Source organism: Bifidobacteriaceae bacterium (assembly GCA_031281585.1).
GTDB lineage: Bacteria > Actinomycetota > Actinomycetes > Actinomycetales > WQXJ01 > JAIRTF01.
In genome coordinates this window covers 1-15,271 of record JAITFE010000046.1, presented here as the reverse complement: position 1 = coordinate 15,271, position 15,271 = coordinate 1, and the positions used below count along the sequence as shown (strand labels likewise).

At 70.1% G+C, this 15,271-nt stretch carries 4 protein-coding genes and 1 rRNA gene; all 5 read left to right on the top strand.

The features are described 5' to 3' along the window. Nucleotides 1-2,871: Ig-like domain-containing protein (locus LBC97_04820; GenBank protein MDR2565374.1), on the top strand; the 2,871-nt coding region annotated here is incomplete at its 5' end. Nucleotides 2,872-3,081: 210 nt separating this feature from the next. Beyond that, nucleotides 3,082-11,916, top strand: coding sequence for an Ig-like domain-containing protein (locus LBC97_04815; GenBank protein MDR2565373.1), 8,835 nt, complete (start codon nucleotides 3,082-3,084; stop codon nucleotides 11,914-11,916). 536 nt (nucleotides 11,917-12,452) lie between these two features. After that, the gene (locus LBC97_04810; protein MDR2565372.1) at nucleotides 12,453-13,823 is read left to right on the top strand and encodes an FAD-dependent oxidoreductase; all 1,371 of its coding nucleotides are present in this window, start codon (nucleotides 12,453-12,455) and stop codon (nucleotides 13,821-13,823) included. Nucleotides 13,824-14,235: 412 nt separating this feature from the next. Then, on the top strand, nucleotides 14,236-14,964 hold the full coding sequence (locus tag LBC97_04805) for a C40 family peptidase (GenBank protein ID MDR2565371.1): 729 nt from the start codon (nucleotides 14,236-14,238) through the stop codon (nucleotides 14,962-14,964). A gap of 236 nt (nucleotides 14,965-15,200) precedes the next feature. Next, a 16S ribosomal RNA gene (locus LBC97_04800) occupies nucleotides 15,201-15,271 on the top strand; the annotation flags it as partial.

The window sequence follows — 15,271 nt, the reverse complement described above, 5'->3', positions numbered from 1 at the left end:
GGCACGCAGGCCGATCCGGGGAACTCGGCGTTGGCCATCCCGACAGCTGCTGGCGGCGCCACGGTCCGCGCGGACGGCGTGGAGGCGCACCGCGCGGAGGTGTCGCTGCTGACCGCTGGCGGCGTGCCGGTGGCGGGCCAGGAGGTTGTCCTGAAATGGTCCTACAACGGGCGGAACGGGCCCGCGGCTGGGACCGCGACGGCGACATCGGCGGCCAACGGGGTCGCCTCGTGGGACTTCACCGCGGTGGAGGACTCCTTGTGGACGGTCGAGGCGCAAGTCGAGGGCGCCGTCGTGCCGGGCTCCCCGGCCCTCGCCGAGTTCCAAGGCGGGGCGCCCGCGTGGCGGCCGTTGCAGCCGCCCCAGGTGGGCCCGTCGAACGGTTCCCGCGCGGTTGGGACTGTCCAGGTCGGGGATGTGGAGGAGGCCGAGGCGGGGTCGCTTCAGGCTGTGGCGTTGGACGCTTCGGGGGTGGAGTTGGGCCGGGCGCAGGTCGCCGGCGGCGGCGGGTTCGACGTGGCGTTGGCGCCGGTCTTGGCTGACGGGGCGCGGTTCTCGGTGCGGTTGGAGGGCGCGGCGGGGGCGGTGTCTCCGGCGACCCAGGTGGTGGTCGACGCGGTGGCGCCGTGGCCGGGGACGGTCTCCCCGTCCGGCGGGGCTGCGTTGTCCGGGACCGGCGAGGCCGCCGGGGTCGCGGTGGTGGTGAGAGGCTCCGGCGGCGTGGAGTTGTGCCGCGCCCAGGTGGCGGCGGACCTTTCCTGGACGTGCGACCTGGTTCCGGACGCCTTAGTGGGGGACGTGGTTTCGGTGGAGCATTCGGACGCGGCTGGGAACGCGGCGTCTGTGTCGTGGCGGATCGGCCTGCCGGGGGCGTCTGTGGTTGTGCCGCAGGTGCGGGTCGGCGAGCAGCAGACCGCGACGGGAACCAATTTCCAGCCCGGGGAACTGGTGGAGGCTGTTTTGCAGCCGGGTTCTGTTCCGGTTGGGTCTGGCAACGCGAATGCGGCTGGGGGCGCCCAGTTCCAGTGGGTTATCCCCGCGGGGACGGTCTTGGGGTCGCACACGGTGGAGTTGTCAGGGGCCTTGTCGGGCACCGAATCCGCCCAGTTCGACGTGTTGCCGGCGTTGGTGCCGCCGGACGCGGCGGCGTCCCAGTTGACCGTCCCGACCGCTGTCGGCGGGTTGACGGTGTTGGCCGATGCCGTCGCGAAGCACCGCGCGGTGGTGGCGGTTGTGGACGCGGCTGGCGCGCCGATGCCCGGGGCGGTGGTGGACTTCGCGTGGTCTTATGTGGACGGCGCGGGTGTGCCCCGTTCGGGGACGGGCCAGGCGACGGCCGGTTCGGGCGGGGTGGCGGTGTGGGAGTTCTCCTCCGCCGACGAGGCCGTCTGGACCGTGTCGGCGTCTGTCGGCGGGGTCGCGGTGGGCGGCTCCCCGAAGACGGCGGAGTTCAAGGGCCGCCCGCCGGTTTCCGGTCCGGGGTTGTCCCGGTTGGAGTCCCCGGCGGGTTCGGCGCCGGCTGACGGGTCGTCGCAGTTGGCTGTCACGGCGTGGGCTTTGGACGCCCAGGGCCGCGCTTTGCCGGGCGCGGACGTGGTGTTCTCCATCCCGTCCGGGGTCAAGGCGGGGCTGGTGGTCGGCCCGGCGGTGGTGTCCGTCGCCGCTGACGCGGCCGGGAGGGCGGTGCTCTCGTTGACGGCGGCGGCTGCGGGGACTTACCAGGTCACCGCGGTGGTGACCACTGTTTACGGCTCGGTTGCCGTCACTGAGGGCTCCCCTGCTTCGGTTGTGTTCACGCAGCCGGGGCCGGGCGCGCCTTTGCTGGCGCCTTCGGCGGACCCGTCGAACGGCGCGCGGGTTTCCGGGCGGGCGCAGTCCGGTGATCTGCCGGAGGCGGCCGCAGGCCGTCTGGTGGCGGTGGTGGCGGACGCGTCGACCGGAGCGGAGTTGGCGCGCGGCCCGGTCGCGGCGGACGGGTCGTTCGAGGTGGCGTTGTCGCCGCCGGCGGGGCACGGCGCCCGATTGTCGGTGCGCTTGGAGGGGGTCGGGCGTTCGGCGTCTCCGGCGGTCCTGGTGGAGGTGGACGCGGTGCCGCCTTCGCCGGGGGCGATGGTGCCCTCTGACGGGACGGCGGCGTCCGGGGCGGGCGAGGCCCCGGGCCACGTGGTGAGCGTCCTGGGCCCGGGCGGCGCGGAGTTGTGCTCCGCGGTGGTGGGCGCGGACTTGTCGTGGGAGTGCGACTTGGTGCCGGACGCGGCCGAGGGCGATCTGGTGGCGGTTGAGCACCGGGACGCGGCCGGGAATGTGACCCGTGTGGAGTGGCGGATCGGTTTGCCCCGCGTGGAGGTGGCGGCGTCTTCGCTGCGGCCGGGGGAGTCGCAGACGGCGACGGGCGTGAACTTCCAGCCGGGCGAGCAGGTCACGGCCGTGATGCGCTCCGCCCCGGTGACGGTGGGCACCTCCTCGGCGGACGCGGACGGCCGGGTGGAGTTCACCTGGACGGTCCCGGCGGACACGGAGGCGGGCGTCCACACCGTCGAGTTGACGGGCCCGCTCTCCGGCATCCAAACGGTCGAGTTCCAGGTCGAGCCGGCGGGCGAACCAACGCAGCCGCCAACGGAACCCCCGCCAACGGAGCCTCCGGCAACGGAGCCGCCGCCGACGGAGCCACCGGCCACGGAGCCACCGCCGACGAGCGGTCCCGCGCAGACGGCATCGACGCCCGGCCCGGCCCCCACAGGCGGGCAGAGCGGCAGCCCGCTGCCCACGACCGGCGCGGGGGCCATCCCCGGCCTGGTCGGGACGGCGGTCGTGTCGGTCCTGGCGGGCGCTGTCCTGCTGATGGCTGCCTGGCGCCGGCGCCGCATCTGAGAAAGAAGCGGGACGGTGAAGAGAAATGGGGACGGTACCTGTTTCCGGCTCGCCGGAAACAGGTACCGTCCCCATTTCTCGGACCGACTCCCGCAATCACAAACCATTCCGAAAGACCCCTTGTAAACAGCGCGAACCCAACCCGAGGAGATCATCATGCGCGCAGTCCCCAGCCTTTCCAGACACCGCCGGCCCCGGCCCCATTTGCGCGTGAGGGCCGCCACCGTCCGGGCCGTCGCCTTCGCGGCGGCGGCGGCGTTGACCGTCCCCGTGTTGGCGGCCCAGCCGTTCGACCCGCCGGACGCGGAGGCGGCCGTCGCCATCCAAGAGGGCGCGCCGGGCCTGACCCGGAACGTCTCCACGGTGGCGTTCGCGGGCAAGGAATGGTGGGTCATAGGCGACCAGGACGGCGGCGTCTACCCGCAGCCGGACAGCGTCACGCTTCTGCTGAAGGACATGCCCGAGGCCGACCGATGGGATGAAAGGCACTACGGGCCCAACGAGTTCACGGAATCACAGCTCTTCCATCCTTCGGCGGAGTGGGACGAATGGGAGACAGGGGAACTCGAACTGCAGCGGTATTGCTACCTCGCGAACGGCAACGTTCCCCCCGTGTGCGGCGACGGGTACCACCCCCGCTATTGGGAGGGCATATTCGAATACGTGGACGCGTCCACGGGCGTGTCGCACAGGTGGGGCCACAACTCCTACGCCCACAGCACGCTGTACCGGAAGATGAATGAGATCGCGGCAACATACCCGGCGGCGGAGCTCTCGTTCGTCAACGGCCGGACGCTCATGCCTGAAGACGGGGTCACCGGGGAGCTTGCCGCCTATGACCAAAAGCTCTGGGCCCTGTCCGTTGACGAGGTGCAGGCGATCGGGGCCGTGGCGGCGCCGCCGGAGTGGTTCTCTACCGGCCCCACTGCGTACCACCTGCTGCTGAGCTACGGCGTGTCAGGTGCGAAGGGCTGGTGGTTGCGGACGGGCGTGGCGGACGCGGGCGACCAGGCGTACGTGGTCCGAGACAGGACTTACGGCGGGGCGACGGCGCCTGTGATTGGGCAGGGACCGGTGGATCGGACATTCAAGGTGTCCACCGACACCGGCGAAAGAATCTCCCACGCGGTCCGCCCGGCGTTGAGCTTGGACTTGTCGGACGTGTTGTTCTCCTCGCCGGCCTCGGGGGCGGGGTCGAAGTCTGGGGCGACGGTCTCCAACGGCTTCCAGGTGATCAGCGGGGCGCCCTCGGCGCCGGTCAAGTTCACCCTGTGGCATCCGGGCCAGGCCTTGTCTGTGCGGGCGACCTCTGCCCAGGCGGGGCAGTCGGGGGCCGCGTTGCAGTTCGTGTATGACGGCGCCACGACGGGCGCGAACCAGTACATCTCCGCCGTGCTCAAGTCGGGCGGGTTGAAGTACTACGCCAAGCTGAAGGCGACGGGGGACGCGGCGTCCGGGACGGTGTCGGTGCCCATGGCCGGCCTTCCGGCTGGGGACTACCAACTGGAGTTGTTCTCCGAGCAGGCGAACGGCGACTTCTACACCGACTTCGCCTCCGTCCCGGTGGTGATGCAGCTCTCGGTGAACGCCGGCCTTGGCCTGGTGACGGGCTTTTCCGGGGTGGTCGATGACGCGGCGCCGGTTCCGCAGGTCGCGGCGGACCCGTACAAGCGGAAGATCGAGGTGACGTTCGGCGAGACGATGGACAAGGCCGCCGCGCCGCTGGTGTTCGTGGCGGTCGGCTCCGGCGCGGAGGACGCGGGCCGGACGGGCGCTTGGGACGCGTCGGGGAACGTTTACAGCGTTGATTACCCCGTCGAGTTCAACACCGCCTATCACATCCGGCTGGCGGGCAGCCCGGCGCTGAAAGACCTGGTCGGGAACGCGGTGGCCCCCACGGGCCTGGGGCCGTTCGAATCGGTCACGCCGGAGAACCGCACACAGTTCGACATCACCTACCACCTGGACCCCGGCGTGACGCTGGGCGATAGCACCCAGTACCTGCTCGAGGTGGGCTGGAACGCGTGGTTCGAGCCGATCACGCCGGACGGGAGCGAGCCGGTGCTGTACGGGACGCAGAGCTACCAGGACGCGCACGGCACCTGGGTCCACCGGCAGATCACCGATTGGCCGGACCCTGAGGGCGGGCTTTACGCGTTCTTCCCGCCCGGCGCGGGAGACGTGGACATCTATGTGCACGTGTCGCGCCCGGGCACGGCGGTGATCGAGGTCGAGCCGGCCGAGCACGCGTCTGTGACGCTCTCGGACGTGCTGGTGACGCGGACGGGCCAGCCGGTCACGTTGAAGGCCTCGAACACGGAGGAGTACTACGCGGCCACGGCGGAGGCGTGGGTGGCGAAGGCGAACCGAGACGGGACCCGCACCAAGCTGGTCCAACTGCGGGGGAGCCCGTTCGACCTTTCGGCGACGGGTCAGGCGGTGATTTCCGGCGAGTTGCTGAGCGCCGGCTACGTGCAGGTCGTCAAGGTCAACGAGGCGCCGATGCCGCGCCACACCCTTTCGTTCCCGTCTTCCGTCACGGCGGGCGGCGTGTGGGTGGAGATAGCCCCCTCGGACCGCTCGGACTGGTCGTTGGTCTCCGGCAACTGGACCACCACCAAGTTCCAGCCGGGCGCCACGGCCCAGTTCGGCTTGGAGACCTCCCTGGGCGATCACTCGTTCGAGGTGACGGGGGCTTCCCTCGGCTCCTCGGCCGTTCCAGCGGGGTGGTCCGGCCAGAAGTCGGGCACAGGCTATTCGGGGATGGCGTCGGTCGCCATGCCGCCTTTCCAGGGCACCGGCTCTTGGACGCCGGGGAGCGTGGTCTTGTCGGTGGCGGCCAAGCGGATCCCGGTCGATTTGAGGGTGGACCAGGCGGTCGCCAACTCGGGGCTGTGGTCGGCGGCGTCTTCGATCAAGGTGACGGGCGCCGGGTTGGAACAGGTCAAAGGCCAAGGCCCGGACTTCGCCGGGTACCCGGCTGACAAACAGGCCAGGTTGCGCCAAGTCTGGCTGGTCAACGGCGACAAGCGGTTCCAGGCTTCGGACGCTAGCGTGTGGCTCGGCTCGGACGGGGCGCTGACGGTCTCGTTGACGGCATCGTTCAAATCCCAATTCGGGAACCCGGCCGGGTCCCTGTGGCAGTTGGAGGTCGGCGGCCAGTCGGTGCCGCTGGTCATGTACCCCACGGCCGAGGCGAGCCCCATGACGTACGGGGTGCTGGGCGTGGTCACAGACAGCGCCAACCGGCACTCGGTGGTGCTGGGCGAGGACGACGCGGCGATGCGCCTGGCCGCCGCCAGCGCGGGCAAGACCGTGCTGCTGAAAGTGACCGGGCAGGTCAAGCGAAACGTCGCCACCGGGGCGTACCAGTTCGAGCGGGGCCAGGTGGTGGTCCATTCGGTGTTCACTTTCGACATCACAAAGTCGGGGTGGTTCTCCGTGTCCGGGTCGAGCGGGAACGTGACCATTGAGGGGGCTGGCGGCACCGGCCACTTCATGGGCAAGTCGGTCGGCGTGATAAAGAACGTGAAGGCGGAACTGCGGGCGGGCGTCAGGTATTCGATGTCGGAGTACGCGGACCCGGACAATTCCCCGACTTTCAGGAATGTGGAGTTCGGCTGGAACCTGGACGGCGATTGGGCGTTCCCGGCCGGCTGGGGTTTGCAGGCGAACGTGTCGAAGGTCAAGATTTTGGACGCCAAGTACATGTTTGGAGGGCGTCTGGCGCTCAGCGTGCCGGGGGTGGCGGAGAACTACCTCGACATCAACTTGGAGCGCCTGCAGTACTCGGTCAACGGCGGCCGGTCGAGTTTCGACGGGGTCGAGGCGAAAGGCGAGTTCAACCCGGTCGGGGCGCAGGAGATCCTCAGTTTCGTGGACGTGCTGTCGGGGAACAACGCGAAGGCGGAGATCAACACCATTGCCGGGGAGCGGCGCTACCGGTTCGAAATGAGTTTGAAGTTCTCCATCATCGAGGGCGCGGGCATGATCGACTTGATGGAGTCGGAGCGGTACGGGGTGCTCCTGCCGAACGGGTTCGGGATAGAAGGCTACGGGAAGAAGGGGTTCGACATCATCGCGCCGGGAATCCTGACGCTGAAAGGCGGCGGCCTTTACGTGGAGAATCTGGTCAAGACCATCGACTGGGAGAACTGGTCGGTGCCGCCGCCCCTGTCGGTGCAGATCAAGGCGAGGATTTCCGTGCTTGAAGCAATCGATCTCGACACGAACTTCACACTGGGCATGGACCATTTGAGGGGCGAGGTGACCGCGTCGGTCGGAATGTTGGACATGTTCTCGCTGCAGCCGGCCAAGGCGACCCTGGACATGGACTGGACCGGGGCCGAGTGGGCCCCCGGCTGGCCGGACTGGAGACCCCGGCTGTCGAAGGCGAGCGTCGACCTGGCGGCCAGCGTGTGGTCCCCCACGCTGTGGTGGCTGGGCATGAAGTACAACGGCGGGATCCACTGGGCGCTCAACACAGGCCAGGGCAAGCCGGACTGGGGCGGCCACCTGGTCGGGGACTTCGGGATACCGAAGTTCTGCAGCGACTTTTTCGGGGGCTGTCTGGGGCCGTTCAACCTGGCGCAGATCGGGATCTACCTGCAGCCAAACGAGTTCTACGGGCAGGCGGAACTGCTGCAGGGCCGGGTCTGGGGCCGGATCGGCATCCGCCACCACATTGTCCCGACCGGCCCGTACTTGAGGGCCGGCTACGACTTGGGGTTCCTCGGCTCGGACTCGATCGAGATCAACTCGGGCATGTTGAGGTCGTTGGCGGCCTCCGTCCCGGTGGGCGCGGCGGTGCCGGAAACGGCCCCGCTGTATGACCAGGACGGGAACGAGGTCGGCGAGATCGAGTTGAGCGGGATCCGTCTGGTCGGGACGTTCGGACAGCCGGGGGCGCAGGCCGCCACCAAGGCGGTCGGGGCGAGGACCTCCGGGTTCGCGCCAATGTCGGAGCCGCCGGTGCCGCAGGACTCCTACGACTTGGCGCCGGTCACGGGCCAGGGCGGGTACAACAACATCGTGTCCGTCAACGGCTTGAAAGCCGACCAGGTGGCGCTTCGCTACGACGTGGACGGGGACCCGGCCACCACCGATTGGGCGGACTACCCGTTGGTGTGGGAGCGGGACGCCGCGGCGGACGGTGAGCTTGGCACCTCCCAGGGCGAGGCCCGCAACCCCGCCGTGAACGCGTTCGACTACGCGGGCGAGGACGGCGACGGTTCCGTCGTGTTGGCGTTGGACGCGGCCCTGTCGCAGTACTGGCAGGTCTCCTCCAACGACGGCGCGGTGTTCACCGCGAACCAACTGCAAACCGACCCCATTCCGGGATTGGACGCGGTGGACTTCGATCAGGCTTCGGGCAAGCTGACCGTCGCCACCCGGAACCTGGTGAACCCGTCGACGGGCCAGTTCCCGGCCGGCAGTTTCACGCTCGACGCGGCGTTGGTCGCGGCGGACGGGTCCGGCACGGCCGTCCCGCTGGTTGAGGGCGTCCCGGTGACCAGCGTGTCCCCGGTCTCCATCGATCTTGCGGGCGCTCTGGCGGACCTGCCGAAAGACCTGGCGACGGGCGCCTACCAAGTCCAGGCGGTGCTGGTAGGGGACGGCGGCGAAACCGACCCGGAGACCGGCGAGCCGGTGCCGACCATGGTCGGCATGGCGACGGCCCCCCAAGGGTTCGACCACGCCAACGCCTACGAGTTGTTCGGTTTCCGGGACCAGCCGGTCCTGGTGGCGCCTGTCGGCGACGGCGCGTTCGACCTGACCTGGACGGGCGCGCGGAACCCGGGCGAGGACACCGCCGCGGATTACCTGGATTACCAGGTGCGCGCGTTGGACGCGGACGGGAACCAGGTTTACGCGGAGGCGGCCGAGGGCGATTTCACCGACGTGGACGGCGAACCGGTCGCGAACGAACAGCCGGTGGGTTGGCTGGTCACGCATGATCAGATGGCCGCAGACGGGTCGTTCAGGCTGCATGTGGGCGGTCTGGAGCCGGGCCTTGGCTACCGGTTCGAGATCACCCCGGTCCGCACCATCGTGGAAGCCGACAACACCTGGACCGTGCCGTGCTGGGCGTACGTCAATCCGATTCCGGTGACCCTGCCGCTGCCGAACCCGCCCGAGGTCTACCTGACGTTCACCGGTGCCACCGCCCAGGACTCGGAGAACGAGTCCGGCGGCCTGTCGGTCTTGGCGGACGGCGACTTCACGGTCCACGCGGCGTTCGGGCAGGACCTCGCCTACTGGGAGGCTTTGGAGGGCGACCAAGTGTTGGCGTCCGGCACGGCGCTGGCGGGCGAGGCCGTCGACATCCCGGTCACAGCGGATCCGGACCAGCCGTCCCGGCTGATCCGGGTCGGCGCGGTCAACACCTCCGGGGACTCCAATTACGTCGGGTTCGCCGTCGCCACCGGCGCGGTCGAGCCGCCGTTGTTCCTGGACGCTGACGGTTCCGGCGCGGTCTATGTGGACGCGGCGGGCAACTACACGGTGTCCGGGGAGACCTTGGCCGGGTACACGGTGCTGGTGCAGGCCGGCGACGTGACTGAGTTGACCGCGGACGCGGACGGTACCTTTGCGTTCACCGGTTCTGCGGCGGGCGTGCCCGTGGCGGATGGCGCCCGGTGGGTGTCGGTGACCGCGCGGGACGCCGCCGGGAACACGGCCACCAAACTGTTGCGGTTGGCGGGGACCACCGCCCCGCCGGCGGCGGGACCCGCTTTGAGCCGCCTGGTCGGCCCTTCGGGTTCGGCGCCCGCGAACGGCTCCGCCATCCAGACCTTGACGGCCTATGTGACGGACGCGGACGGCCTGGCCATCCCCGGCGTTGACGTGTCCTTCCAGATTCCGGCAGGAGTGACGGCCGGGTCCGGCAGCGTGACCGGTCCGGCCGAGGTCTTGGTGACCACGGATTCCGAGGGCGTGGCCACATTGGCCGTCGCGTCCGGGACGGCCGGGACCTACCAGGTGTCGGCGCGGGTGGGCGCCCTGGCGCTGGACGGCTCCCCGGCTGACGTGGTGTTCGCCGAGCCGGTCGCGGGCCAACCGGACGCGGGCAGGTCGTCCCTGTCCATCCCGACCGCCGCGGACGGGGCGGTCAAGGTCGCGGACGGCGTGGACAAGCACCGCGCGGAGGTGAGAGTGGTCGATTCGTCCGGCACGCCTGTGGCGGGTGTGGACGTCGAGTTCGCGTGGACCTACACCACCGAATACGGGACTGAGGCTGGGACCGCCCAGGCGGCATCGGACTCAAACGGGTTGGCCGTGTGGGAGTTCGCCTCCGAGGCGGCGGCGGTGTGGGCCGTTTCGGCGTCCATCGCGGGCGCGCCGGTGGGCGGCTCGCCTGCGGCGGCGGAGTTCGTGGGCCGTTTGCCGGTCTCCGGCCCGGGTCTGAGCAGGCTTGCCGGCCCGGCCGGGTCGGCCCCGGCTGACGGGGTGTCAACCCAGACGGTGACCGCTTATGTGATGGACGGCTCGGGGGCGCCGATAGGCGGGCTGGACGTGGAGTTCGCCATCCCGGCGGGCCTGCGGTCGGGTGCCACATTCGGGCCGGCGGCGGTCAGGGTGGCGGCTGACGCGGCGGGGCGCGCGGACTTGTTGTTGACTTCGGTCGCGGCGGGCCGGTACGAGGTGACCGCCAGGGTGTTGGGAGTGCGGATCACGGAGGGTTCCCCGGCGGTGGTGGTGTTCGCCGAAGCCGGCGGCGGCCCTGCGGGACCAGATCCGACGGCGTCGGTTTTGACCATCCCGACGGCTGCGGGCGGCGCCACGAGGCTGGCGGACGGGGTTGACGCGCATCGGGCGGAGGTGCTGGTCCGCTCTGCGGCCGGGACCCCGCTGCCGGGCGTGGAGGTCGGGTTCGCTTGGTCCTACACGGGGGCGAGCGGCCCGGCGTCCGGGACGGCGACGGCGGTTTCCGGTTCGGACGGGGTGGCCGTCTTCGAGTTCCGTTCTGTGGAGGAGGCGACCTGGACCATCGCGGCGTTGATCGGCGGCGCGCCGGTGGCGGGTTCCCCGCAGACCGCGCGGTTCCAGGGCGGTGCCACGGCGGGGACGCCGCTGCTGGCGCCCGCTTTGGAGGCGACGAACGGCGCCAGGATTGTGGGCTCGTTGCAGCCCGGCGACGCCCCGCTGGCGGGAGCGGGGACCTTCCGGGTGGTGGTCGTGGACGCGGCGACCGGCGCGGTGCTGGTCACCTGCCCGGTGGCGGCGGACGGGTCGTTCGACTGCGCGCTGCCGGCGGGCCTGCCGGACGGGACGGTGCTGCTGGTCCACATCGAGGGCCCGGGCGGGGAGCTGTCCCCGCCGGTGGCGTTGACGGTCGACGCCCTGCCGCCGGTGCCGGGCCCGCTGACCCCGTCGGCGGGGGACCGCCTCGCGGGCGTGGGCGAGGCTCCCGGCCACACTGTGACTGTCCGAGGCCCGGACGGCGCGGAGCTGTGCTCCGCGGTGGTGGGCGCGGACTTGTCGTGGGAGTGCGACTTGGTGCCGGACGCGGCCGAGGGCGATTTGGTGGCGGTTGAGCACCGGGACGCGGCCGGGAATGTGACCCGGGTGGAGTGGCGGATCGGTTTGCCCCGCGTGGAGGTGGCGGCGTCTTCGCTGCGGCCGGGCGAGTCCCAGACGGCGACGGGAGTGAACTTCCAGCCGGGCGAGCAGGTCACGGCCGTGATGCGCTCCACCCCGGTGACGGTGGGAACCTCCTCGGCGGACGGGAACGGCCGGGTGGAGTTCACCTGGCCCATCCCGGCGGACACGGAGGCCGGCACCCACACCGCAGAGCTGACGGGCCCGCTCTCCGGCACCCAAACGACCACGTTCGAGGTCCACCCGGCAGGCGCCCCGACAACGCCCCCAACAACCCCGACAACTGGCCCGACGACGGCCCCGACGGGCGGCCAGAGCGCCAGCCCGTTGCCGACGACTGGCGCGGGCGCGGTGCCGGGCCTGGCGGGGGCGGCCGGCGTGTTGATCGTCGCCGGTGTGGCGCTACTCCTAGCCGCCTGGCGGCGGCGGAGGCTAACGGGCTAGCCTCCCGCGCTGGGAAACCCGCGCCGCCCGGCCCGTCCGGGCGGCGCGGCCCCCCAATTGGGGACGGTCCTTTCTTTCGACGCCGGGGACACACCCGCCCGCGCCCCAACCCGGCAGACCACCCCCAAAAGAACCAGCAGGGCGGGATTGGGGACGGTCCTTTCGTTCGACGCCGGGGACACACCCGCCCGCGCCCAAGACCCGGCAGGCCACCCCCAATAACCAGCAGAGCGGGATTGGGGACGGTCCTTTCTTTCGACGCCGGGGACACACCCGCCCGCGCGCCGGCCGCCAAGCCCCGGGGCGGTCCCCGGGAATGCCGCAAAGGCTGACTGCCCCAAGCCGCCCCAGCCGTCGAAACAGGGCGACCGCGGGGACCGGGACTGGCGAGCGGAGGCGGCCGGACGGCATCGGACAAAGCGGCAACGCGGCGAGGGGCGGACCCGGCGGCGGGCACCCGGCCGGTACCATTGCTCGCGGCGCGCGCCAGCGCGGCCCAAACACCTTAGCTACCCCGCGACCGGAAGGCGGCCGTCTTGTCCGAACTCACCCAATCCCCCCGCGTGGCCGTGGTCGGGGCCGGGCCGGCCGGCCTATACGCCGCCGACATCCTGCTGGGCCAGGTCCCGGGCGCCCAAATCGACGTCATCGAGGCGCTCCCGAGCCCGTTCGGCCTGATCCGCTATGGCGTGGCGCCGGACCACCCCCGCATCAGGTCGATCATGGACTCGCTCCACGAGATCCTGGACCGCGGCGGCATCCGCTTCCTCGGCAACGTGACGGTCGGCTCGGACGTCACGGTGGCCGAGCTCAAAGAGCGGTACGACGTGATTCTCCTGGCCACCGGCGCGTTGCGGGACGCGGACCTGCAACTCGAGGGGGCGGACCTGCCGGGTTCGTTCGGCGCCGCGGACTTCGTCGCGTGGTACGACTCCCACCCCGACTACTCCCAGGTCTGGCCGTTGGCGGCGGAGTCGGTGGCCGTGATCGGGAACGGCAACGTGGCCCTCGACGTGGTCCGGGTGCTCGCCCGGCGGCCCGCCGACCTGGCCCGCACCGACATCCCCGAGCACGTCAGACGCGCTTTCGAGGCCTCCCCGGTCCGCGACATCCACGTCTTCGGCCGCCGGGGGCCCGCCGCCGCCAAGTTTTCGCCTTTGGAGTTAAGGGAGCTCGGCCAGGTGCCCGGCGTCGAGATGGTTTTGGACGACAGGGATTTCCAATTCGACGATGCCGACCAGGCGGCCATGAAAGCCAACGGACGTTTGCGCCAGGTCGTCAAAACAATGGAGCAGTGGCGGGCCGCCCCCGGGAGCGGCGGCGAGCGGCGCGTCCACCTGCACTTCTATTGGCGCCCGGAACGGATTGAAGGCGCCGATGCCGTCACAGGGCTGACGCTCCGCCGCACCGCCCCGGACGGCCTGGGCGGGGTGGTCGACACGGACGAGTCGCGCACCTTTGACGTCGGGGCCGTCTACCGGGCGGTCGGCTATTTCGGGTCGCCGGTCGAGGGCGTCCCGTTCGACCCGGATGCGGGCGTGGTGCCGAACCGGGCGGGTCGGGTCGTGGGCCCGGGCGGCCGGCCGCTGGCGGGCTTGTACGCGACCGGCTGGATCAAACGCGGGCCGGTGGGCCTGATCGGATCCACCAAGTCTGACGCCATGGAGACGGTGGCGAACATTGTGGAGGACTTGCCGGGGCTGACGCCGGCCCCGGACCGGTCTCCGGACTCCCTGACGGGCCTTGTGCAGGCCCGCGGCGTGCCGGTGGTGACGTGGGCTGGCTGGCTGGCGATCGACGCCGCAGAGCGGGCTCGCGGGCTCGCTGAGGGGCGTGAGCGGGCCAAACTGGCGACCCGTCAGGAAATGACCGCGGCGGCCCTCGCCGGGACCGGGACCACAGGCTGACCAGGCCCATGCGTGCGGGCTCGGAACCGTGTGCGGGCCGGCGCCCAGCTTGCCCAAGGCATGGGGAGGAAATCTGCGCCGGGGCAACCATCTCGCTCTGACCTGGACATTTACAATATCTCCACAGGGTTCTCACGGGTTTTCGTTATCTGAGCGTGACATTTGCTGTAATCGCTCGCTAGGGTGGGACCGCCTGAGAAACCCTCCTTTTCAGGTCGCAGCACGGAGCCGAATCCTGCCGCCGGGCTGCGCCATCAAGACTAGGCAGGAGCGGAGGACCCATTATGTTGGCGGCTTAGGCCGCCTTGGGGTGAACCCGACAACTGGCGTCCTAACGGACTCGGTTGATCGGCAGGGCAGCTCTCCCGCCCGAACCCGACAGCTCACTCCGCAGGTGATCGAGGAGATAAACGTGGCAACACGCCATTACAAGGCCAGGCACAGATCCCCAGGGAAGCCGGCCACACCGCTGACAGCGTTGGCGGATCAAGCGTTCGGCAAGAAGACCTTCGCCGTCGCCGCGGCCAGCGGCATGGTGGTGGCGGCCGCCGGGCCGGCGTTTGCAACGCCGACCGGCATGACTGAGGCCTCCAACCTGGCGGCGGAGGCTCGCTCCGTGATTGGCGCGGAGTCGCTGGCCACGGTCCCCGAAGAGGCCGATTGGTCGCTTGAGGCGCCAACGGTGACGGTTGTGAAACCGGAGCCGAAGCAGGTGATCTCGACTCAGAATCGCCGCCAGGTGCGTCAACCGCAGGCCGCTCCGCGTGGACCGGCCAAGACGGTGGACCCGGCTCAGAACGTCCCGCAGTCGGTGGCGGGAAACGAGATCCTCGAGATCGCGGCGCGCTATGTGGGCACTCCGTATGTCTACGGGGGCTCCAGCCCGTCCGGCTTCGACTGCTCGGGCTTCACGCAGTACGTGTACGCGCAGCTTGGCAAGTCCATCCCGCGGACCGACTCGGATCAGAAGGCCGCCGGCACCATCATTTCGGCCGACCAGGCCCAACCGGGCGACATCGTTTGGTTCCCCGGGCATGTCGGCATTTACGCCGGCGGCAACATGATGGTGGACGCGCCTCACACCGGCACGGTGGTGCAGTTCCGCGAGATGTACCGCACCCCGGTCTTCGTGCGGTTCTAACCGTTCTCATCCTTCTTCGGGGCCGACCCGCACGGGTCGGCCCCGATTTGCATGGCCTTCCCCTGGTGGGGTAGGCTAGACAAGTTGTGCCCGTTGAGGCGCAGCGCAATCCTTCCCGCATGGGTGGGTTTGTTGTTTGTTATCTCAATAGCGTGTTTGTGGATTGTGTTGACGCCGGTTTGTTTTTTGGACCGGTTGGACATTTTTTGTTTGGTCGGGGTTTTGTTTTCTGTTTTTTGATGGAGAGTTTGATCCTGGCTCAGGACGAACGCTGGCGGCGTGCTTAACACATGCAAGTCGAACGATG